Annotated in this window: 20 protein-coding genes; 10 read left to right on the top strand and 10 right to left on the bottom strand. The window is 69.9% G+C overall.

Annotation, left to right across the window (positions count from 1 at the left end):
- Positions 1-896, bottom strand: an 896-nt coding sequence (locus tag AAHM41_RS29105; RefSeq protein ID WP_342240117.1) for a LysR family transcriptional regulator, incomplete at its 3' end; no start/stop codon positions are given.
- Between the two features lie 95 nt (positions 897-991).
- Here AAHM41_RS29105 and AAHM41_RS29100 point away from each other — a divergent pair.
- The 4 genes from AAHM41_RS29100 to AAHM41_RS29085 all read left to right on the top strand — a co-directional run bounded on the left by AAHM41_RS29100 (position 992) and on the right by AAHM41_RS29085 (position 6,519).
- Entirely contained in the window at positions 992-2,056 is a 1,065-nt protein-coding gene (locus tag AAHM41_RS29100) for an aldo/keto reductase (protein WP_342240116.1), read from the top strand.
- A gap of 208 nt (positions 2,057-2,264) precedes the next feature.
- Positions 2,265-3,350 (top strand): substrate-binding domain-containing protein, encoded by a 1,086-nt coding sequence (locus AAHM41_RS29095; protein ID WP_342240115.1) that lies wholly within the window; start codon positions 2,265-2,267, stop codon positions 3,348-3,350.
- Between the two features lie 155 nt (positions 3,351-3,505).
- Positions 3,506-5,767: an ABC transporter permease gene (locus AAHM41_RS29090; protein WP_342240114.1), complete on the top strand. Its 2,262-nt coding sequence runs from the start codon at positions 3,506-3,508 to the stop codon at positions 5,765-5,767.
- Positions 5,764-6,519, top strand: coding sequence for an ATP-binding cassette domain-containing protein (locus AAHM41_RS29085; RefSeq protein WP_342240113.1), 756 nt, complete (start codon positions 5,764-5,766; stop codon positions 6,517-6,519). The genes AAHM41_RS29090 and AAHM41_RS29085 overlap by 4 nt, the downstream gene beginning before the upstream one ends.
- Before the next feature lie 7 nt (positions 6,520-6,526).
- Here AAHM41_RS29085 and trmFO read toward each other — a convergent pair whose 3' ends face one another.
- Positions 6,527-7,894 carry a methylenetetrahydrofolate--tRNA-(uracil(54)-C(5))-methyltransferase (FADH(2)-oxidizing) TrmFO gene (trmFO, locus tag AAHM41_RS29080; RefSeq protein ID WP_342240112.1) on the bottom strand — a complete coding sequence of 456 codons (1,368 nt, stop codon included), beginning with the start codon at positions 7,892-7,894 and terminating at the stop codon, positions 6,527-6,529.
- Between the two features lie 144 nt (positions 7,895-8,038).
- Between trmFO and AAHM41_RS29075 the strand changes: the two genes are divergently transcribed.
- Positions 8,039-8,941 carry a hypothetical protein gene (locus AAHM41_RS29075; protein ID WP_342240111.1) on the top strand — a complete coding sequence of 301 codons (903 nt, stop codon included), beginning with the start codon at positions 8,039-8,041 and terminating at the stop codon, positions 8,939-8,941.
- A gap of 5 nt (positions 8,942-8,946) precedes the next feature.
- On the opposite strand, the gene AAHM41_RS29070 is transcribed toward AAHM41_RS29075, so the two are convergent.
- Positions 8,947-9,231 (bottom strand): DUF2218 domain-containing protein, encoded by a 285-nt coding sequence (locus AAHM41_RS29070; protein WP_342240110.1) that lies wholly within the window; start codon positions 9,229-9,231, stop codon positions 8,947-8,949.
- A gap of 137 nt (positions 9,232-9,368) precedes the next feature.
- Here AAHM41_RS29070 and AAHM41_RS29065 point away from each other — a divergent pair, with 137 nt between their 5' ends.
- On the top strand, positions 9,369-10,142 hold the full coding sequence (locus AAHM41_RS29065; RefSeq protein WP_342240109.1) for a cyclase family protein: 774 nt from the start codon (positions 9,369-9,371) through the stop codon (positions 10,140-10,142).
- A gap of 23 nt (positions 10,143-10,165) precedes the next feature.
- Here the strand turns inward: AAHM41_RS29065 and AAHM41_RS29060 are convergent, their stop codons facing one another.
- Entirely contained in the window at positions 10,166-11,065 is a 900-nt protein-coding gene (locus AAHM41_RS29060; protein ID WP_342240108.1) for a LysR family transcriptional regulator, read from the bottom strand.
- 110 nt (positions 11,066-11,175) lie between these two features.
- Between AAHM41_RS29060 and AAHM41_RS29055 the strand changes: the two genes are divergently transcribed.
- Positions 11,176-11,646 (top strand): ester cyclase, encoded by a 471-nt coding sequence (locus AAHM41_RS29055; RefSeq protein WP_342240107.1) that lies wholly within the window; start codon positions 11,176-11,178, stop codon positions 11,644-11,646.
- Positions 11,643-12,572, top strand: a complete 930-nt coding sequence (locus tag AAHM41_RS29050) for an NADP-dependent oxidoreductase (protein ID WP_342240106.1) — start codon at positions 11,643-11,645, stop codon at positions 12,570-12,572. The genes AAHM41_RS29055 and AAHM41_RS29050 overlap by 4 nt, the downstream gene beginning before the upstream one ends.
- 6 nt (positions 12,573-12,578) lie before the next feature.
- On the opposite strand, the gene AAHM41_RS29045 is transcribed toward AAHM41_RS29050, so the two are convergent.
- Genes AAHM41_RS29045 through hutU form a run of 5 tightly spaced genes read right to left on the bottom strand, consistent with a single transcriptional unit; the run spans position 12,579 to position 18,068 of the window.
- On the bottom strand, positions 12,579-13,424 hold the full coding sequence (locus AAHM41_RS29045; protein ID WP_342240105.1) for an aminoglycoside phosphotransferase family protein: 846 nt from the start codon (positions 13,422-13,424) through the stop codon (positions 12,579-12,581).
- Complete coding sequence (gene hutG / locus AAHM41_RS29040; protein WP_342240104.1) at positions 13,421-14,209, bottom strand: N-formylglutamate deformylase; 789 nt, start codon at positions 14,207-14,209, stop codon at positions 13,421-13,423. The genes AAHM41_RS29045 and hutG overlap by 4 nt, the downstream gene beginning before the upstream one ends.
- A complete protein-coding gene (hutH, locus tag AAHM41_RS29035) occupies positions 14,209-15,747 on the bottom strand; it encodes a histidine ammonia-lyase (RefSeq protein WP_342240103.1) in 1,539 nt (512 codons plus the stop codon). The genes hutG and hutH overlap by 1 nt, the downstream gene beginning before the upstream one ends.
- A 1-nt stretch (position 15,748) precedes the next feature.
- Positions 15,749-16,384: a pyridoxamine 5'-phosphate oxidase family protein gene (locus AAHM41_RS29030; RefSeq protein ID WP_342240102.1), complete on the bottom strand. Its 636-nt coding sequence runs from the start codon at positions 16,382-16,384 to the stop codon at positions 15,749-15,751.
- Positions 16,377-18,068, bottom strand: coding sequence for a urocanate hydratase (gene hutU, locus AAHM41_RS29025; RefSeq protein ID WP_342240101.1), 1,692 nt, complete (start codon positions 18,066-18,068; stop codon positions 16,377-16,379). The genes AAHM41_RS29030 and hutU overlap by 8 nt, the downstream gene beginning before the upstream one ends.
- A 105-nt stretch (positions 18,069-18,173) precedes the next feature.
- On the opposite strand from hutU, the gene hutC reads away from it, so the two are divergent.
- Positions 18,174-18,923 carry a histidine utilization repressor gene (gene hutC, locus AAHM41_RS29020; protein ID WP_342240100.1) on the top strand — a complete coding sequence of 250 codons (750 nt, stop codon included), beginning with the start codon at positions 18,174-18,176 and terminating at the stop codon, positions 18,921-18,923.
- Here hutC and AAHM41_RS29015 read toward each other — a convergent pair.
- Positions 18,898-19,797, bottom strand: a complete 900-nt coding sequence (locus AAHM41_RS29015) for a 4-hydroxy-tetrahydrodipicolinate synthase family protein (RefSeq protein ID WP_342240099.1) — start codon at positions 19,795-19,797, stop codon at positions 18,898-18,900. The genes hutC and AAHM41_RS29015 overlap by 26 nt on opposite strands.
- Positions 19,798-20,195: 398 nt before the next feature.
- Between AAHM41_RS29015 and AAHM41_RS29010 the strand changes: the two genes are divergently transcribed.
- On the top strand, positions 20,196-20,771 hold a 576-nt coding region (locus AAHM41_RS29010; protein WP_446719493.1), incomplete at its 3' end, for a calcium-binding protein.

Genomic DNA, 20,771 nt, shown 5'->3' with positions numbered 1-20,771 from the left:
ACGGCCTGCCGCCGCTGCACGAAATCGAGGAAGGCGCGCAGCGGCGGCGGCATCTGCCGGCGGCTGGGATAGTAGAGGGTGAAGCCGGGGAAGGGCGGGGTCCATTCCTCCAGCAGCCGCACCATCCGGCCGGAGTCGACCAGAGGCCGGATCTGCAGGTCGAACAGATAGCCGATGCCGACGCCGTCCAGCACCGCCCGGATCGCGACCTCCGGCTCGGTCACGGTGAGCGGGCCTTCAACCGCCACCTCCAGCTTCTCCGTGCCGCGCTCGAACTCCCAGCGGTAGAGGCTGCCGTCGGTCGGCCAGCGGAAATTGATGCAGCGATGGTGCCGCAGGTCGCGCGGCGTCTCGGGCGCGCCGTGGCGGTCGAGATAGGAGGGGGCGGCCACGACCATCAGCTCGAGCTCACCGCCCAGCTTCACCGCGACCATGTCGCGCTCGACCATCTCGCCGAGCCGGAGGCCGGCGTCGAAGCGCTCGGCGACGATGTCGACCAGCCGGTCCTCGGCCACGATGTCGAGGGCGATGTCCGGATAGGCCGCCTGGAACGGGCCGATCAGCGGTGCCAGGCGATGGATCGCGGCGATGCGCGAGGCATTGATCCGCAGCAGGCCCGCCGGCGTGTCGCGCAGGGTCTGGAGATTGGCGACCGCGGCGTCGAGATCGGCGAGGGCGGGGAGCAGGCCGGCCAGCAGCCGTGTCCCCGCTTCGGTCGGGGCGACACTGCGGGTGGTGCGGTTGAGCAGCCGCAGGCCCAGCCGCTCCTCCAGCCCGCGGATGGTCTGGCTCAGCGCCGATCGCGACAGGCCGAGCTGCGCGGCGGCGCGGGCGAAGCTGCCATGCTCGACGATCGCGGCGAAGGCCCGCAGCTCGGCATAGTCGCTGCCGCGCATTGTGCATTATTCCCTTAACAGCCCATGCGGATAATGCCGTCTTCATGGACGAATGTCAGCGCGCCATCTTCCGGGCACCACCTTTGGAGATGACCATGAGCGACACGCTGTCTCATTACCGGCTGCTCGGCCGGTCCGGCCTCAGGGTCTCGCCGCTGGCGCTCGGCGCCATGACCTTCGGCACCGACTGGGGCTGGGGCGCCGACGAGCCGGAGGCGCGCCGGATCTTCGACACCTATGTCGACCGCGGCGGCAACTTCATCGACACCGCCAACCAGTACACCGAGGGCAGCTCCGAACGGCTGGTCGGCACCTTCGCGGCCGATCGGCGCGACCGGCTGGTGATCGCCACCAAATACACGCTGCCGCTGCGGGCCGGTGATCCGAATGCGGGCGGCAACCACCGCAAGAGCCTGGTCCGGTCGGTCGAGAGCAGCCTGCAGCGGATGCAGACCGACTATATCGACCTGCTGTACCTGCACGCCTGGGACTTCACGACCCCGGTCGAGGAGATCCTGCGCGCCATGGACGATTTGGTCCGCGCCGGCAAGGTGCTGTATGTCGCGATCTCCGACGCCCCGGCCTGGCAGGTGGCGCGGATGCAGACCATCGCCGATCTGCGGGGCTGGTCGCCGCTGATCGCGCTGCAGATCGAATACAGCCTGATCGAGCGGACGGTGGAGCGCGACCTGATCCCGATGGCGCGGGAGCTCGGCCTCGGCGTCATCCCCTGGTCGCCGCTGGCCAGCGGCGTGCTGACGGGCAAGTACGGCCGGGCCGATCTCGACATCGGCGGCACGGCAGAGGCCGTGGGCACGCGCAAGAACGTCGCCGCCGCCAATGGCGCGCTGACTGAGCGCACCCTCGCCATCGCCGAGGAGGTCAAGGCGGTGGCCGCCGAGATCGGCAAGTCTCCGGCCCAGGTGGCCCTGGCCTGGACGCTGCTGAACCCGGCCGTGACTGCGCCGATCATCGGTGCGCGGACGGCGGCGCAGCTCGAGGACAATCTCGGCGCCCTCGACGTCGTGCTCTCCGACGACCAGCAGGCGCGGCTGGACGCGGCGAGCACCATCGACCTCGGCTTCCCGCACGAGTTCCTGGCCCGGCCGCTGACCCGCAACGTGATGTTCGGCGACGTCCGGATCGCTGCGCGGGGCTGAGGACTTAGCGCCGCCTGTCCACTTTCTGCCGGGACCCGCTGCGCTCCGCCGGCGGCGGGTGCCCAGGCGACAGGCTCATCGGGTTCGGTCGGCGATGTCCGGTGTTGCCTCCGGGCTGGTCAATTTGCACCACAAATAGTATACCTGAGAGTGAAAATATTACCGGCGCCAGAGACTGGACAGCCGGAACAAAATAGGGAGGACTATAATGATGCGTACGCTTCTGGCAGGAGCGAGCGCTCTGGCGCTTTTGGGTGCCCTCGGCGGGACTGTGGCGGCCCAGACCGGCATGCTGGACAAGGCCGTGGGCGGCTACACCTTCGACCAGGCGGCGAAGGAAGGCCCGGACACCAAAAACTTCAACAACAAGGATGGCAAGCTGACCTTCGCCATCGTCACCCACACCGCCGGCAACGGCTTCTTCGACCCGACCTATGTCGGCGCCAAGGTCGCGGCCGACATGATCGGCGCCAAGCTGCTCATGCTCGGCTCCGAGGCGCCGGTGGACGACATCCCGCGCGAGCTCGAGATCCTCAACCAGATCGTGCAGGACCCGACCATCGACGGCGTCATCATGACGACGCCGCAGGCCGGTGCCTATGACGACCTGGTGAAAAAGCTCGAATCCAAGGGCATCCCGGTCGCCACCACCAACAGCTTCGACGCCACGATCTACAATCGCAGCAGCATCAGCCACACCGGCCAGGATTCGTCGGCGGCCGGCATCGGCGGCGAGGCGATGGCGAAATGCGTCCTCGACTCCGGCGCCAAGAGCGGCAGCATCCTGTTCCCGAGCACCACGACGCTCGGCAATGTCGAGGTCAACAACCGCGTCACCGCCGCCTTCGAGGCGACGGTGAAGACGCTGGAGGCCGCCGGGCGCCTGAAGGACTTCCAGGTCGATGCGGGGCCGACCAATATCGGCATCGATGTCGACCAGAACAACGTGACCGGCTCGGTTGTCAGCCTGATCGAAAGCCGCGGCGACGTCGTCGGCATCATGGGCAACAATGCCTTCGTCACCCCGGCGATCGGCGACGCCGTGGGCCAGCTCAAGATCGGCGACAAGATCTGCAGCTACGGCTTCGACCTCGGGCCCAAGCAACTCGAGCAGATCAAGAACGGCAATCTCGACGGTGCGCTCGGCCAGCAGCCGTTCCTGCAGGGATTCTGGCCGGTGATGCAGCTGTACCTGCAGATCGACCGCGGCGTCGCCGCCGCCGATCTCGACACCAAGGCCCAGCTGGTGACCAGCAGCAACGTCGGCAATGTCGGCAAGCGCTTCGAGAATTGATGCCGGCGAGTCCAGGAAGGGATCGCCATTGCGAGCGTGGCGAAGCAATCCAGGGCCGCACGCACCGGCCCCTGGATTGCTTCGTTGGCTTCGCCTCCTCGCAATGACGGTCTTTTGCCGAGGAAGGTGAGGAAGAACCCAGCCGACGAGGGATCATGGCAACCACGACCGCGCCCGAGCAGGCACGGCCGACACGCTTCGGTGGTTTCGCCTATGGCTGGGAGGTCGGGCTCCTCCTGGTCATGGCGGCGCTGTATTTCGCCGGCACCCAGGTCAATCCGCGCTTCTTCGGCGACCTGACGGCGCTGCACAGTGTGCTCCGCGACGCGTCCCGCTTCGGCGTGATGGCCGTCGGCATGACCTTCGTCATCGTCAACAAGGACCTCGACCTCTCCGTCGGTTCGACCACGGCGATCGTCGCCGTGCTGTTCTCGATCCTGTTCGCGCCGACCCATTACGATCTCGGAATCGGCGTCGCGATCGGCGCCAGCGTCGTCCTCGGGCTGCTGATCGGGCTGTTGAACGGCGCGCTGGTCACGGTGCTGCGGGTGCCGGCCTTCATCGCCACGCTCACCATGCTGTTCATCGGCCGCGGCTTCGTGCTCGGGCTGACCGGCGGCAAGAACATCGCCTATGAGGTCAAGGCGCGCGATTTCGGGATCTTCGCCCTGGGCGAGACCAACGGCTTCGGCTTCAACAACCAGATCCTGATCTTCCTGGTCGTGGCCGTGCTCGGCGGCGTGCTGCTGGCCTTCACCCGCTGGGGCTACGAGACCTATGCGGTGGGCGGCAACGCGATGGCCGCGGACTACGCCGGCATCAGCAGCCGGCGGGTGCGGATCCGCGGCTTCGTGCTGTCGAGCCTGTGCGCGACGCTGGCCGGGCTGATGACAGTGTTCCAGGACAAGGGCGTCAACAGCGGCTACGGCGTCGGCCACGAGTTGATCGTGATCTCGGCCGTGGTCGTCGGCGGGGCCAGCATCCTCGGCGGCCGCGGCCGGATTCTCGGCTCCTGCATGGGCGCCCTGCTGATCGTGCTGATCGACAAGGTGCTGCGCGAGGGCATCCCGATCGAGCGCATCGTCAAGGTCGGCAAGAGCGAGATGGTGGTCCAGGCGATGGCCGCGCTGCCGCCGGGCGCGGTGCCGGTCTTCCTCGGCCTGATCCTGCTCGCCGCCGTGCTGATCGAGCCGTGGATCTTCCGCCGCAAGCTGGTGCCGCGGCTGTGGGCCCGGCTGCGCCACCGGCCCCTGCCGGTGCCGGAGGTCGAGATGGTCGCGGTCGAGACCGTGCAGACGCATGGCTCGGCCATGGCGGCGCAGGAGATCCACGCCCGCGGGCTGATGTGGTTCCTGACCCAGCGCGAGGCGGCGGCGGTGATCTTCATGGTCCTGCTCTGGGCGCTCGGCATGTATCTGCGGCCGGATTTCTGGGGCAGCCTCGACAACAGCTTCAACCTGCTGCTCGCCTTCACCGAGATCGGGATCATGGCGATCGGCATGACCTATGTCATCGCCAATGGCGACATCGACCTGTCGGTCGGCGCGGTGCTGGCGCTGTCGGGCGCGACCGCGGCCTTCCTGATGAAGTTCCTGGGGGTGGACCCGGCGCTGGCGGCCCTGACCGCCTTCTGCGTCGGGACGCTCGCGGGCGTGATCAACGGCCTGCTGACCACCAAGGCGCGGCTGCCAGCCTTCGTCGCCACGCTCGGCATGTTCTACATCGCCCGCGGCCTGGCCGCCTGGTTCGTCGCCGGCCGCCAGCTCAGCCAGTTCCCGGAGAGCTACAACCTGATCGGCCGCAAGCTGATCGAGATTCTGCGCTATGCCGGGCTCGAGCCGGCGCCAGGCAGCCTGTGGTGGGCCGTGGCCAGCGCCGTCAGCACCCAGTCGATCCTGCTGATCATCCTCGCCGTCATCGCCGGCATCGTGCTGTCGAAGACCGTGATCGGCTACAAGGTGCTGGCCACCGGCGGCAACCGCCGCGCCGCCGACTATGCCGGCATCGACACCGACCGGGTGCGCTTCGGCAGCCTGGTGTTCAGCGCGATGTGCGCGTCGCTGGCCGGCATCGTCTATATCGCCTATTACCGCAGCTTCAACCCGTCGGCCGGGCAGCTGCGCGAGCTCGATGTCATCGCCGCGGTGATCATCGGCGGCGGCAGCATCTTCGGCGGCTTCGGCACCATCCTGGGCGCGCTGGCGGGGGCGGCCGTCATCACCCTGATCCGGGCGCTCCTGTCCCTGCAGATCTTCCTGCCCGGCGGGGAGTCGATGGTGATGCCGCAGCACTGGATCAACGTCTTCATCGGGCTGATCCTGATCATCGCCGTTCTCGGCGACATCTGGCTGCGCCAGGAAGGCCTGCTGCAGCGGCTGTTCAGGCGGCTGCGTCCGCGAAGGGAGCGAACGGCATGACCGAGGCGGGCACCCCGATCGTCGAGATGCGGCGGATCGACAAGAGCTTCGGCGCCATCCGCGCGCTGACGGACGTTCATCTGCGCCTGATGCCCGGGGAGATCCTGGGCCTGGTCGGCGACAACTCGGCCGGCAAGTCGACGCTGATGAAGATCCTGACCGGCGCCTATCAGCGCGATTCCGGCGACATCCTGGTGGCCGGCGAGGAGGTTCATTTCCGCGGCCCGCATGATTCGCGCGACCGCGGCATCGAGATGATCTACCAGGACTTCGCGCTGTGCGGGAACATGGACGTCGCCGCCAACGTCTTCCTCGGCCGCTGGCCGACCAAAGGCTGGTTCGTCGACCGCCGGCGGATGGAGGCCGAGGCCGGCGACGTGATGCGGCGCCTGAAGGTCGACATCAACCATGTCCGCCAGCGGGTCGAGAGCCTGTCGGGCGGCCGCCAGCAATCGGTCGCGATCGCCCGCGCGATCAGCTTCGACCCGAAGGTGCTGATCCTCGACGAGCCGACCGCGAACCTGTCGGTGCCGGCCACCGAACGCCTGCTCGAGACCATGGACGAACTGCGGCGGCACGGCGTGGCGCAGATCATCATCAGCCACCGCCTGACCGACATCTTCGAGATCGGCGACCGCATCATGGTGCTCAAGCGCGGCCGCAATGTCGGCGAGCGGCTGATCAAGTCGACGAACGAGAAAGAGGTGCTGGAGCTGATCGTCCAGGGCGAGCCGGAGACCGCTCAATCCTGAGGACGGCTCAGGCCGCCGCGCGCCGGCCGAGCCAGAGGTCGAGATCGGCCAGGGCCCGCTCGCTGTACAGGCTCTTGCGGTCGCGGCCCTTGACCTTCTTCTGGCCCGGCTGACGCTCCGGCACCTCGGGCGGCGGGAACAGGCCGAAATTGACGTTCATCGGCTGGAAGGTCTCGGCCTCGCCACCGCCGGTGATGTGGCTCAAGAGGGCGCCTAGCGCGGTGGTCACGGGCGGCGGCACGATGGCCTGGCCCAGCCGCTCCGCCGCCGCCATCCGCCCGGCCAGCAGGCCGATCGCGGCGCTCTCGACATAGCCCTCGACGCCGGTGACCTGGCCGGCGAAGCGCAGCCGCGGCATCGCCTTCAGCCGCAGCGCCGGGTCCAGCACCCGCGGGCTGTTGATGAAGGTGTTGCGGTGCAGCCCGCCCAGCCGCGCGAACTCGGCGTCCTGCAGGCCCGGGATCATGCGGAACACCCGGACCTGCTCGGCGTATTTCATCTTGGTCTGGAAGCCGACCATGTTGAACAGCGTGCCCAGCGCATTGTCCTGGCGCAGCTGGACGACGGCCCAGGGCCGGCGGTCGCTGTGCGGATTGGTCAGGCCGACCGGCTTCATCGGGCCCCAGCGCAGCGTGTCCGGGCCGCGGTCGGCCATCACCTCGATCGGCAGACAGCCGTCGAAATAGGGCGTGTCCTTCTCCCAGTCCTTGAACTCGGTCTTCGGCGCGGCCAGCAGCTCGGCGATGAAGGTCTCGTACTCCTCCTTCGACATCGGGCAGTTGATGTAGTCCTTGCCGGTGCCGCCCGGGCCGGGCTTGTCGTAGCGCGACTGGAACCAGGCGGTGCCGAAGTCGATCGACTCGCGATGGACGATCGGCGCGATGGCGTCGAAGAAGGCCAGCTCGGCCTCGCCGGTCAGGCCGCGCACCGCCTCGGCCAGGGAAGGGGAGGTGAGGGGGCCGGTGGCGACGATGACGCTGTCCCACGCCTCGGGCGGCAGGCCGGCGACCTCGCCGCGCTCCACCGTCACCAGCGGATGGTTGGCCAGCTCGGCGGTGACGCCGGCGGAGAAGCCGTCGCGGTCGACCGCCAGCGCGCCACCGGCCGGCACCTTGTGGGCATCGGCATGGCGCAGGATCAGCGACCCGCAGCGCCGCATCTCCTCATGCAGCAGGCCGACCGCGTTGTGCATGGCGTCGTCGGAGCGGAAGGAGTTGGAGCAGACCAGCTCGGCGAAGCCGTCGGTGTGGTGCGCCTCGGTGCCGCGCACCGGCCGCATCTCGTGCAGCACCACCGGCACCCCGGCCGAAACCAGCTGCCAGGCCGCTTCGCTGCCGGCGAGGCCGGCGCCGATGACATGGACGGGTGTACTCATCAACCGATCTCCTGCGAAGGGCGTGACTGATACGCCGATCGTTCCGTCCAGGCAACGGGGCCGATCGGGATCGGGGCGCCTTTGTCATGCCATGCTCCTGCATGTATCTAAGAGCTTGTGCGCATGCACGGGAGGGGACTTCGCATGGCGTCGGGATGGGCCTGGGTGCTGGCGGCGGCGGCGCTGGCGTTTCCGTTCCCGGCCACGGCGCAGGACGCGCCGGCGGGCGGCACCAACAACTCCTGCATCTTCGCCCATGACGGCGAATGCGACGAGGCCAACGGCACCTGCGCCGCCGGCACCGACAGCGCCGACTGCCGGCCGGACGCCGCGGCCGACCCGGCGAATTCCTGCCGCTTCGCCTTCGACCAGCGCTGCGACGAGCCGGGCAAGGGCTCGGGCCTGTGCGCCGCCGGCAGCGACACCGCGGATTGCGCCGCGGCTGCGGCGCCGCAGGCTCCGGGCGTGCCGGTCCAGACCGCGCCGCCGCAGGGGCCGGGCGACGACAGCTGCCCCTTCGCGCGGGACAATGAATGCGACGAGCCGATCTCCGGCTCGGGGGCCTGCGCGGCCGGCACCGACACCAGCGACTGCAAGGCCAAGGGCAGCGGCTCGCCGGCCCCAGCCACGCCCGCGGGGCCCCCGGCCCCGACAGGGCCGGACAGCTGCCCCTTCGCCCGCGACGGCGAATGCGACGAGCCGGGAACCGGCTCCGGCGCCTGCGCCGCCGGGACGGACACCACCGACTGCAAGGCCACTCCCGCGGCGCCGGCCGCGCCGTCCTCCGCGGCGCCGGCCTCCGGAGGCGACGACAGCTGCCAGTTCGCCCATGACGGCGAATGCGACGATCCGGGCCGGGGCACCGGCCTCTGCACCGCCGGGACCGACGCCACCGACTGCTCGGCCGCCGGCTCCGATGCCCCCGCGGCGGGCAAGGGCGGCGTCGAGGTCTGCCCCTTCACCGGCGACGGCGAATGCGACGAGCCCGGCAATGGCTCCGGCCTCTGCATCGCCGGCAGCGATGCCGAGGATTGCCGGGGGCGCTGACCGAGTTAGGCTGGCGTCCAGTCGATCTTGAGCTCCTCGCGGAAGGCGAAGCGGACGAGATGCGAGGCGATGACGCCTTCCAGCCGGGTCAGCCCGGCGGCATCCGGCGCCTCGTTGCGCAGCACCAGCAGCGCCGGCTCGGCCGCCAGGGCGGTGGTGCCCATCTCGAAGGTCAGGTGCCCTTTCTCGGCGTCGAAGGTCGCCGGGATCTTGTGGCCGAAATGTTTGCACAGCTGCTGCAGGTACTTGCTGGCGTGCTCGGTGGGAATGCGGGCTTCGGAGCTCGGCATGATGTCCTCTTCGATCGGGTGATCCTCAGATAGGCTCGTTGCGAGCGGTTCGCAACGGGCTGCGGCCTTGTGGCGGTGGCGATCGGACCGCCGGCGCGGCACAGTCCCGGCGCCATACCCGAATCGAGGCGGATTTCATGCCCAAGCTCATCGACATCTCGATCCCGCTCGAGAACGACGTCCCGGCCGACCCGCCGTTCCAGAAGGTCTCGATCACCTACCGCGCCCATGACGAGACGGCGCGCGAGATCGCCTTCGTGTTCCCGGGCCTGCGGCCGGACCAGCTGCCGGAGGGCAAGGGCTGGGCGGAGGAGAGGGTGGCGATCTCCACTCACAACGGCACCCATCTCGACGCGCCCTGGCACTATCACCCGACGATGGATGGCGGGAAGCGCGCCATCACCATCGACGAGGTGCCGCTGGAATGGTGCTTCCAGCCGGGCGTGAAGTTGGACTTCCGGCACCTGCCCGACGGCCACATCGTCACCCCGGCCGAGATCGACGCGGAGCTGGCGCGGATCGGCCACACGCTGAAGCCGCTGGAGATCGTGCTGGTCAACACCAGCGCCGGCGCCCGCTACGGCCAGGCCGACTATGTCGACAGCGGCTGCGGCATGGGCCGCGACGCCACGCTGCACCTGCTGCGCCAGGGCGTGCGCCTGGCCGGGACCGACGGCTGGAGCTGGGACGCGCCGTTCAGCCACACGGCGCGGCGGTTCAAGGAGACCGGCGACGCGTCGCTGATCTGGGAAGGCCACAAGGCCGGCCGCGACATCGGCTATTGCCACCTGGAGAAGCTGCACAATCTGGAGGCGCTGCCGTCCACCGGCTTCACCGTCAGCTGCTTCCCGGTGAAGATTCGCGCCGCCTCCGCCGGCTGGACCCGGGCGGTGGCGATTTTGCCGGACTGAGGCGATGCCCGGCGGCGCCGGCGTCAGGCCTGCGCGGCCACGAAGTCCCGGAACCAGCGCTGCGCCGGATGAGCCTCGTTCCGGCGATGCCAGGACAGAGCGAACGGGATCGCGGGAAGATCGAGCGGTGGCGGCATCAGCTGCAGCGCGTCGGCCAGACCCGAGGCTTCGACCACGCCCTGCATCAGCGTCGCGATCAGATCCGATCGCGCCACCACCGCCGGCGCCGCATACATCTGCGGCAGGGTCAGGCCCAGCCGGCGCGTGAGGCCGCGTTTCGCCAGAGCGGCGTCGACCGTGCCGAACTGCTCGTTCTCGGGCGAGACCAACAGGTGCGACAGCGCCAGGAAACCGTCGAGATCGAGCGGCCGTCCCGCCGCAGGGTGGTCGCGGCGCAGCACGCAGACGAAGCGTTCCTCGAACAATGGGCGGGACAGGATGCGGCCGGTGGAGGGCACCGGCACGCCGATCGTCATATCCGCCGCCCCGGAATCGAGCATGCCAACGGCATCGTCCCGCGCCGTGAAACCGCGCACCCGCAGCAGAATGCCGGGTGCTGCCTCCTGGATCGCCGGCAGCAGGCGCGGCAGCAGACAGAACGCGGGGTGCTCCGACAAACCGAGAGTGACGGTCGCCGTCGAGGAGGCCGGGTCGAAATCCTGGGTGAAGGCCAGCGTCTGCTGGATCTGCGCCAAGGCGGCGGACAAGGGCTCGGCCAGGTCCAGCGCCCGCGGTGTCGGCTGCAGCCCATCCGGACCCCGCACGAACAACTCGTCCCGCAGCAGAGGGCGCAGCCGCGCGAGGGCGGCGCTCATCGCCGGCTGGCTCCTGCCGATCCGGGCGCCGGCGCGGGTGACGCTGCGCTCGGACATCAACGCGTCGAAGGCGACCAGCAGGTTCAGGTCAATGCCGTGAAGATCCATGGCGTGGATGATGATACATATCAAACATCGATTTCAAATATGCCGATCCCGCTTCCAGCTTTTGTCGGCCGGGCCATTCCCGGTCAACCGAATGCGAGAGTGGAGACAAGATGAACCAGCATCAGACCGGCCCGGCGGCGGGGCTGACCGCGGCGGAGCGGCGCGCGATCGAGACCTTGTACCGCGCCTTCGCCGATCATGACCCCGACCTGCTGGACGCCGCGGTCACGGCCGATTGGCAGGACATCCCGCCGGCGCCCGGCCAGGAGCCGGGGCCAGATGGGCTCAAGCCGATGATCCGGGCCTTCCTGCAGGCCTTTCCGGATCTCGACGTGTCTATCGAGGACATTTTCGGCCAGGACGGCCGGGCCGGGGTGCGGGCGCAGATTACGGGAACCCATCGCGGCGAATGGTTCGGCATCGCGCCGACCGGCCGGCGGGTGACGGTGGCGCTGCACGAGTTCCATCACTTCCGGGACGGCCGGATCAGCCATACCTGGCATCTCGAGGACTGGTTCGGGATGCTGCAGCAGGTCGGCGCTTGGCCGCCGGCGGCGTCCGAGGCGGAGGCCGGGCGATGAAGGCGGCCCGCATCCATGCCTATGGTGACCTCTCCGGCGTCGTGATCGACGATGTGCCGGTGCCGGAGGTCGGGCCCGACGAGGTGCTGATCCGGGTGACGGCGGCCAGCCTCAATCCGTTGGACCTGAAGCTGATCGGCGGTGGGTTGGATGCCCATTTCTCGTTGGCCTTCCCATACGCCCTGGGCACCGACCTTGCGGGCACGGTCGAACGGGCCGGACCGCTCGCGGCGCGATGGCGGCCGGGAGACGCGGTGATCGCCCGGCCGGATCCGGTGCGCGGCGGCGCCTTCGCCGAATTCGCCGTCGTGCCCGCGACGCAGGTTGCGGCCGCGCCGGTCGCCCTGCCCGCGGCGGCGGCCGCGGGCCTTCCGACAACCGCCGGCACGGCTTGGCAGGCGCTGTTCGAAACCGCACGCCTGACCGCCGGCCAGACGGTGCTGGTGCACGCCGGCGCGGGCGGAGTCGGCAGCGCCGCCGTGCAACTGGCGCGGGTGGCGGGTGCCAGGGTCGTCGCCACCGCGTCGGCGAGCAAGACGGAGCTGGTGCGACGGCTTGGGGCGGACCAGGTGATCGACTACCGGAGCGAGGATTTCACTGCGGCAATCCGCAACGTCGACGTCGTGCTCGACACCATCGGCGGCGAGATCCAGCAGCGCTCCTTCGCCGTGCTGCGGCCGGGCGGGGTGCTGGCCAGTATCGTGTCGCCACCGGACGAGGGGTTGGCAAAAGCGCATGGCGTCGCCGCGGCCTTCGTGTTCCATCGGACCGACGCGACGCGGTTCGCCCTGGCCGCAGCGCTGTGCGACGCGGGATCGCTGACCGTGGTGGTTGACCGGGAGCTGCCGCTCACGGCGCTGGGGGCGGCGCTCGACCACCTTGCCGCCGGCCACGCCTGCGGCAAGGTGCTGCTGCGGCCAGCCTGACCGGAGCTATCCCGGCAGCAGGCTGCGCATCGCTGCGGCGGTCGCGATCGCCGCGGCGACATCCTCGTCGTCGTCGCCGTCCTCGACATGCCAGAGGGCGGAGAGGACGGCCTGGGCGAAGGACCAGCGCAGGATGCGCGCCTCGGGCAGGCCGAGCGTCTCCGCGAGGATCCGCACCCGCCGGGCGATGTGGTGGGGATCGTTGTACAGGGCCTCGGCGCCGCCGGGGTTGCGCAGGCCGGCGCCGGTCTCATAGGCCAGCTCGCCGATCACGCCCTTGGGGTCGATCACCAGCCAGCCCCGGTCGCCGCCGTCCAGCACGTTCTCGTGATGCAGGTCGCCATGCAGCAGGAAGCGCCGGCCCTGGCTGGCGCAGAGGTCCGTGAACTCGGTCTCGGCGCGGTCCAGCAGGGCCGGCGGGATCTCGGGGTGCGGCGCGCCGGCGCGGTAGCGGGGGAAGGCGCGGCCCCAATCCTCCACCGTCGGCCAGGGGCCGGGCGGCGGGTCGTCCTGGTGCAGGTCCGCGATCACGCCGCACAGGATGCGGACGGCCTCGTCGTCGCGGCCGGCCAGCACGGTTTCGGTCAGCTCCGTCCCCGGCAGCGCCCGCTCCAGCAGCACGGCGTTCTGCTCATGCCCCAGCACGCGGACGGCGCTGCGGCCCCGGTAATGCGCCAGCATCGCGGGACCGAGCATCTCGTCGCTGTTCGGCTTCAGCACCTTCAGCACCGCCCGGGTGTCGCCGCGGCGGGCGAAGGCGACATGGGCGCCGTTGCGCTCGATCGCCTCGCCGTCGGGCTCCAGCTCCCAGCGGTCGAGCCAGAGCTCGACCGGCGACAAGGCGCTGCTCACGGTTTCCAGGCCAGCATCGACTCCAGCACCCGGCGCAGCACTGCCTTCAGCGGCTGGGCCACGTCCGGCAGATAGGTGAAGGGCGGCTCCTCGTCCATGTAGTGGCGCTGGGGCAGCTCCATCTGCAGGGCATGCACGTTCTGCTGCGGCTGGCCGAAATGGCGGGTGATGTGGCCGCCCCTGAACCGGCCGTCGATCACATGGGTGAAGCCCTCGGCCGTGCGGCAGATCTCCGCGATCCGGTCCTTCAGGGCCGGCGCAGCCGTGGCGCCGCCGTTGCTGCCGAGATTCAGGTCGGGCAGCAGGCCGTCGAACAGCCGCGGCACCCGCGAGCGGATCGAATGCGCGTCATAGAGCAGAGCGTAGCCATGCTGTGCCTTGATCCGCTCCAGCTCCGCCGCCAGCGCGGCGTGATAGGGCTTCCACACCGTCTCCACCCGACCGGCGATATCGGCCGCGTCCGGCTCCTCGCCCGGCCGGTACAGCGGCCGGCCGTCGAAGTCGATGGTCGAGCACAGGCCGGTGGTGGCTTGGCCGGGATACAGGCTCTGGTCGTCCGCCGGACGGTTCAGGTCGATGACGTAGCGCGACTGCGCCGCCTGGATGATGCTGACGCCCAGCCCTTCGGCGAAGTCATAGAGCTGGTCGAGGTGCCAGTCGGTGTCGCGCAGCAGCTGCCCTTCCGGCGTGAGCCTGGCCCGGATCGCATCCGGCACGCCGGTGCCGACATGCGGGATGCTCAGCAACAGCGGCGCGGTGCCGCGGTGCAGGCGGAAAGCGTCCATCACGCGGCCTCCGTCACGGTGCTCGGCAGCAGCCCGGCGGTATAGGCCAGGAAGGTGCCGGCCTGGACCAGCCCCTTCGCCGCCTCGATGTCGGGGGCGAAGAAGCGGTCCTCATCCCATTTCCGCACCTTGGCCCGGAGGACGGCGACCGCCGCCTCGATCCGCTCGGCGCTGCGCAGCGGGCGGTGGAAGTCGATGCCCTGCGCCGCGGCCAGCAGCTCGACGCCGACGATCACCGCGGTGTTCTCGGCCATGTCGCCCAGGCGCCGGGCGGCATGGGTCGCCATCGACACATGGTCCTCCTGGTTGGCCGAGGTCGGCAGGCTGTCGACCGAGCTCGGATGGGCCAGGCTCTTGTTCTCGCTGGCCAGGGCGGCCGCGGTGACATGGGCGATCATGAAGCCGGAATTGACGCCCGGGTCGGACACCAGGAAGGGCGGCAGGCCGGACAGGTTGGAGTCGGTCAGCAGGGCGATCCGCCGCTCCGACATCGCACCGATCTCGGCGATCGCCAGGGCCAGGTTGTCGGCGGCGAAGGCCACCGGCTCGGCATGGAAGTTGCCGCCGGAGATGACGTCGCCGGTCTCCGGGAACACCAGCGGGTTGTCGGAGACGGCATTCGCCTCGATCTCGAGAACCCGTGCCGCGTGGCGGATCTGGTCGAGGCAGGCACCCATGACCTGCGGCTGGCAGCGCAGGGAGTAGGGGTCCTGCACCCGGTCGTCGTTCTCGACATGCGAGGCGCGGATGGCGCTGTGCTCGAGCAGGCCGCGCAGCACCGCCGCCACCTCGATCTGGCCCGGCTGGCCGCGCCATTCGTGGATGCGGGCGTCGAAGGGCGCGTCGGAGGCGCGGGCGGCGTCGACCGACATGGCGCCGGCGACGAGGCCGGCGGCGAACACCTCCTCCGCTGCGAACAGGCCGAACAGGGCCAGGGCGGTCGAGACCTGGGTGCCGTTCAGCAGGGCCAGACCTTCCTTCGGCGCCAGGGTCAGCGGCTTGAGGCCGATCTGGCGCAGCGCGTCGGCCGCCGGCCAGCGCTTGCCCTTGAGCCGGATCTCGCCTTCGCCGAGCAGCGCCGCCGACATGTGCGCGAGGGGGGCGAGGTCGCCAGACGCGCCGACCGAGCCCTTGGCCGGGATGCAGGGGTAGGCGCGGGCGTCGAGCAGCGCCTGCAGCGCCTCGATCACCACCCAGCGCACGCCGGACCGGCCGCGGGCCAGGCCGTTGAGCTTGAGTGCCAGGATCAGCCGGACGATGGAATCGTCGAGCAATGGGCCGGTGCCGGTGGCGTGCGACAGCACCAGATTGGTCTGCAACTGCTCCAGCCGGTCCGTTGGGATCCGGGTCTGGGCCAGCTTGCCGAAGCCGGTGTTGATGCCGTAGGCGGTGCGGTTCTCGCCGACGATCGCGGCGACGGCGGCGGCCCCTGCCTCGATCTCCGGCCGGCAGGCGGGGTCGAGGCGCACGGCGGCGTCGGTGCGGGCGATGGCGCGGAGCTGCGGCAGCGCCAGGCGGCCGGCGGTGAAGGTGATCATGTCAGTAGAGATGATTCCGGTAGGAGTTTTCGAGCCGGGTGTCGGTCTCGGCGGTGTCGAGGCCCTTGATCTGGTCGGCCAGGATCTTGCCCAGGGTCGGGAAGCTGCCGCGTTCGATCTGCACCGCCGGGTCCCACAGGCGGGACCGGATCAGCGCCTTGCCGCAGTGGAAGTACAACTGGTCGACCGTGACCCGGAGAGCCGAGGTCGGGACCTTGCCGTCGACCGCCATCGGCTGCAGCACCGCCGGATCGGTGGTGATCGCGGCGCCGCCATTGACCCGCAGCGTCTCGTTGACGCCGGGGACGAAGAACACCAGCCCGACCTTCGGGTTCTCGACCACGTTCGACAGGCTATCGCACAGGTTGTTGCCGCGCCGGTCGGGGATCAGCAGGGTGGTCTCGTCGGCCACCGTGACGAAGCCGGGCGCGTCGCCGCGGGGCGAGGCATCGGCGCTGCCGTCCGCCCCGGCCGTGGCGATCACCAGGAAGGGCGACAGGCCGATGAAGGCGCGGGCGTGCCGGTCGATCCGGTGCAGGATCTTGTTCTGCACCAGCCCGCTCGGCTCCGGGTAGCGGCTGCGCAGCCCAGCCTGGTCCCGGACGATCTCCTCGGCGCGAACGATCCCGTCATCCATGCGTGTCCTCCAGCATCGGCAGCTTCATGCCCTGTTCACGGGCGCAGTCGCGGGCGATGTCGTAGCCCGCATCGGCATGACGCATGACGCCGGTTCCCGGGTCGTTGGTCAACACCCGCTCCAGCCGCCGCGCCGCCTCTTCCGTGCCGTCGGCGACGATCACCATGCCGGCATGCTGGCTGTAGCCCATGCCGACGCCGCCGCCATGGTGCAGGCTGACCCAGGTGGCGCCCGAGGCGGTGTTGAGCAGGGCGTTCAAGAGCGGCCAGTCGGAGACGGCGTCCGAGCCGTCCTGCATCGCCTCGGTCTCGCGGTTCGGGCTGGCGACCGAGCCGGAGTCGAGGTGGTCACGGCCGATCACGATCGGCGCCTTCAACTCGCCTTTCGCCACCATCTCGTTGAAGGCAAGGCCCAGGCGGTGCCGCTGGCCGAGGCCGACCCAGCAGATCCGCGCCGGCAGGCCCTGGAAGGCGATGCGCTCGCGCGCCATGTCCAGCCAGTTGTGCAGATGCGGATCGTCCGGGATCAGCTCCTTCACCCGCTGGTCGGTCCTGTAGATGTCCTCCGGGTCGCCGGACAGGGCGGCCCAGCGGAACGGGCCGATGCCGCGGCAGAACAGCGGGCGGATATAGGCCGGGACGAAGCCGGGGAAATCGAAGGCGTTGTCGACGCCGACATCCTGCGCCATCTGGCGGATGTTGTTGCCGTAGTCGAGGGTCGGGATGCCCATGGCGTGGAAGTCCAGCATCGCCCGGACATGCGCCGCCATGCTCTCCTTCGCCGCGCGCACCACGCCCTCGGGGTCGGTCAGGCGGCGGGATTCGGCCTCGGCCCAGCTCCAGCCCGCCGGCAGGTAGCCGTTCAGCGGGTCATGCGCCGAGGTCTGGTCGGTCACCGCATCCGGGCGCCAGGCCGGGTCGGCTTTCGCCCGGCGCACGATCTCCGGGAAGATCTCGGCGGCGTTGCCCAGCAGGCCGACCGAGACAGCGTGGCCTCGAGCCTTCGCCTCGTTCACGATCGCCATCGCCTCGTCCAGCGTGTCGGCCTTGCGGTCGACATAGCGGGTGGCGAGGCGGCGCTCGATCCGGCTGGCCTGGCACTCGACCGCGATCATCGAGGCGCCGGCCATGGTCGCGGCCAGCGGCTGCGCCCCGCCCATGCCGCCCAGCCCGCCGGTCAGCACCCAGCGGCCCTTCAGGTCGCCGCCATAGTGCTGGCGGCCGACCTCGGCGAAGGTCTCGTAGGTGCCCTGGACGATGCCCTGGCTGCCGATATAGATCCAGGAGCCGGCCGTCATCTGGCCGTACATCATCAGGCCCTTGGCCTCGAGCTCGCGGAAATGCTCCCAGGTCGCCCAGTGCGGCACCAGGTTGGAATTGGCGATCAGCACCCGCGGCGCGTCGGTGTGGGTGCGGAACACGCCGACCGGCTTGCCGGACTGGACCAGCAGCGTCTCGTCCGGCGCCAGGTCCTTCAGGCTGCGGATGATGGTGTCGAAGGACTGCCAGTCGCGGGCCGCCTTGCCGATGCCGCCATAGACCACCAGCTCGTCCGGGTTCTCGGCCACGTCGGGGTCGAGATTGTTCATCAGCATCCGCATCGCGGCTTCGGTCTGCCAGGTCCGGCAGCTCTTCTCCGGCCCGTGCGGCGCCCGGATGACGCGGCGGTTGGTGGCGGTCGTCACGGCAAGGCCTCCCTCTAAATGGCGCTGGCGTCGAATTGGTATAGGGTTGTATATACAACCTGTGACAGGCCGACAAGGGCCAGAGAGGATGCCGGCGAAATCGTGATGGAGCCCCAGCCCCTGACGCTGCTGCTGGGCGAGCCGCAGCCGCTGTACCGCCGCGTGAAGGCGATGATCCTGCGCTCGATCGAGACCGGGGAGTGGCCGGAGAACGGGCGGTTGCCGTCGGAGAACGAGCTGGTGAAATCGCTCGGCATCAGCCGGATGACGATCCACCGGGCGCTGCGCGAGCTGACCGAGGCCGGGGTGCTGGTGCGGGTGCAGGGCGTCGGCACCTTCGTCGCCGGGGCCAAGCCCGAGGCGCCGCTGATGGAGATCCGCAGCATCGCCGACGATGTGCGCGCCCGCGGCCATGCCCACAGCGCCACGGTGGTCCTGCTGCGGCCGGAAACCGCGACGACGGAGACGGCGGCGCGGCTGGAGGTGCCGGAGGGCGCGGCCATCGCCCATTCGGTGCTGATCCACCATGAGGACCGCGTGCCGATCCTGCTGGAGGACCGGCTGGTGCGGCTCGACTCGGCACCGCATTACCTGGCGCAGGACTTCACCCGGATCACGCCGCACGACTACCTGATGCAGGCGGCGCCGATGCCCGACGGCGAGCATGTGGTCGAGGCGGTGCTGGCCGAGCCGTGGGAGCGCGAGCATCTCAAGATCGGCCGGCACGAGCCCTGCCTGCTGGTGCATCGCCGCACCTGGGCGGCTGGCCGGCTGGTCAGCGTCGCCCGCCTCTTGTTCCCCGGCTCGCGCTACCGCATCGGCGGGCGCTTCACCAGCCGGCCCTCAGCGGGCTGACCGCGCGCCGTTCGATCTCGCGGTCGAGCCGGGCGGCGAGGGCGTCGCTGACCCCGGTCATCGGCAGGCGCAGCTCCGGGCTGTCGATCAGGCCGGTGCGCCACAGCCAGTGCTTGATCGGCGCCGGGCTCGGCTCGGCGAACAAGAGCCGCGGCAGCTCGGACAGGTCCCGCCAGGCGGCGAGGGCGCCGGGCTGGTCGCCGGCCAGCAGCCGGGCGCGGATCGCGGCGAAGGCCGCGGTCTCGACATGGGCCGAGGCCAGGATGCCGCCGTCGGCGCCCTGGGTCAGGGCGGTGTAGAACAGCGCATCCTCGCCGGTGAGCACCGAGAAGCCGGCCGGCCGGTCGCGCAGCAGCTCGAAGGACTGGCGGGCGTCGGCGCAGCAATCCTTGACCCCGACGATGTTGGGCCGCCCGGCCAGGCGCAGCATGGCCTCGTTGCCCAGGTTGACGCCGGTCCGGTAGGGGATGTTGTAGATCAGGATCGGCCGGTCCGTCGCGTCGGCCAGGGCGGAGAAGTGACGCTCGAGCCCCTCCTGCGACGGGCGGACGTAATAGGGGCAGGCGATCAGGTATCCCTCGACCGGCCAGGCGGCGGTGCAAGCGAGGTCCTTGACCAGCTTGCTTGTGTCGCTGCCGGAGAGACCGAGATACAGCGGCAGCCTGCATTCCTCGGCCGAGATCGCGGCCAGGCGCCCGGTCTCGTCGGTGTCGAGCGTCATGCCCTCGCCGGTGGTGGCGGCGAGGATCAGGCCGTCGACCGGGCCGGCGGCGTAATGCCGGACCAGCCGGCGCAGCGAGGCCTCGTCGAGCGCGCCGTCGCGGAACGGGGTGATCAGCGGCAGCCAGAGGCCGGTCGGGGCGGGAAGGGGCATCTTCGTCTCCTGGTGAGGCCGGAGACGGGGATGGCGCAGAGACGACAAGACCCCGTCCGAACCGGCGGGGTCTGGTGGATCTGAAAGCGCGCGGCGGGTTACCGCGGGCAGTGATCTCCGGTCCCCGCGAGCGGGGCTTTTTTGGCTTTGGCGAAAAGGGTGCGGCCGGAGGTCATGGCCGGACAGTGGCTCGCGGCAGCCAGGGCCGTCAAGCGGTGTCTGCCGCAGAGCCGGCCGGCCGGGCCCTCCCATTTGAGGGATGTGCCGCATATCCGGTTAGGGGTAAAGTCGGCAAGGCCGCTCAACCGATTTTTAGACAAAGGCATTTTACCGATTTGTGGGCCGAATCGTTATCGGCGGGGCGCTGTCATCGACACTCTCAGGAACAGGGGTTTTTCATGGCGAATTTGGTTGTCAACGCAACGAACGGCATCAATGGCGCAGGGTTCTCGATTGCGGCGATGCAGGCGCTCGATTTCGACAATCCGCAGATCGCGACCTTCACCCCGACCTTCGTCAAGGTGAACTTCGACGGCGGTCTGTCGGTCGAGCTCACCGGCACCGGGTTCGGCTTCGACTTGAGCGGCGTGACCGGAACCGCGACCAAGCTGGTGCTGCTGCAGGGCGGCAGCCCGGTGGTCACCCTGTCCGGCTTCTCGATCGCGGCCTCGACCGTCTACGACGCGGTGGAGTCGGGCGACTATCAGGGGCTGGCCGCGATCATGTTCGCCGGCGCCGACACGATGACCGGATCGCAGCAGGCCGACACGCTGCTGGGGCTCGGCGGCAACGACACCCTCTCCGGCCTCGGCGGCAACGACGTTCTCGGCGGCGGCGACGGCAACGACGTCCTCCGCGGCGGGGCGGGGGCGGATGTCCTGGACGGCGGCAATGGCAGCGACACCGCCAGCTACTACAGCAGCAATATCGGGGTCGCGATCAATCTCGAGACCGGCAAGGGCAGCGGCGGCGAA

This window comes from Inquilinus sp. OTU3971 (assembly GCF_038440215.1).
Note: the sequence above shows the minus strand (reverse complement) of the source record. Positions and strands in the feature narration are given on the sequence as shown.

Excerpts from the sequence above, each read along its gene's own strand:
- AAHM41_RS29030 (WP_342240102.1), bottom strand. The coding sequence starts at position 16,384 with ATGGATGACGGGATCGTTCGCGCCGAGGAGATCGTCCGGGACCAGGCT.
- AAHM41_RS29070 (WP_342240110.1), bottom strand. The coding sequence starts at position 9,231 with ATGCCGAGCTCCGAAGCCCGCATTCCCACCGAGCACGCCAGCAAGTAC.
- hutC (WP_342240100.1), top strand. The coding sequence starts at position 18,174 with ATGGAGCCCCAGCCCCTGACGCTGCTGCTGGGCGAGCCGCAGCCGCTG.
- AAHM41_RS29060 (WP_342240108.1), bottom strand. The coding sequence starts at position 11,065 with ATGGATCTTCACGGCATTGACCTGAACCTGCTGGTCGCCTTCGACGCG.
- AAHM41_RS29065 (WP_342240109.1), top strand. The coding sequence starts at position 9,369 with ATGCCCAAGCTCATCGACATCTCGATCCCGCTCGAGAACGACGTCCCG.
- AAHM41_RS29050 (WP_342240106.1), top strand. The coding sequence starts at position 11,643 with ATGAAGGCGGCCCGCATCCATGCCTATGGTGACCTCTCCGGCGTCGTG.
- AAHM41_RS29015 (WP_342240099.1), bottom strand. The coding sequence starts at position 19,797 with ATGCCCCTTCCCGCCCCGACCGGCCTCTGGCTGCCGCTGATCACCCCG.
- AAHM41_RS29095 (WP_342240115.1), top strand. The coding sequence starts at position 2,265 with ATGATGCGTACGCTTCTGGCAGGAGCGAGCGCTCTGGCGCTTTTGGGT.
- AAHM41_RS29090 (WP_342240114.1), top strand. The coding sequence starts at position 3,506 with ATGGCAACCACGACCGCGCCCGAGCAGGCACGGCCGACACGCTTCGGT.
- AAHM41_RS29055 (WP_342240107.1), top strand. The coding sequence starts at position 11,176 with ATGAACCAGCATCAGACCGGCCCGGCGGCGGGGCTGACCGCGGCGGAG.
- AAHM41_RS29085 (WP_342240113.1), top strand. The coding sequence starts at position 5,764 with ATGACCGAGGCGGGCACCCCGATCGTCGAGATGCGGCGGATCGACAAG.
- AAHM41_RS29075 (WP_342240111.1), top strand. The coding sequence starts at position 8,039 with ATGGCGTCGGGATGGGCCTGGGTGCTGGCGGCGGCGGCGCTGGCGTTT.
- trmFO (WP_342240112.1), bottom strand. The coding sequence starts at position 7,894 with ATGAGTACACCCGTCCATGTCATCGGCGCCGGCCTCGCCGGCAGCGAA.
- AAHM41_RS29100 (WP_342240116.1), top strand. The coding sequence starts at position 992 with ATGAGCGACACGCTGTCTCATTACCGGCTGCTCGGCCGGTCCGGCCTC.
- hutG (WP_342240104.1), bottom strand. The coding sequence starts at position 14,209 with ATGGACGCTTTCCGCCTGCACCGCGGCACCGCGCCGCTGTTGCTGAGC.
- hutH (WP_342240103.1), bottom strand. The coding sequence starts at position 15,747 with ATGATCACCTTCACCGCCGGCCGCCTGGCGCTGCCGCAGCTCCGCGCC.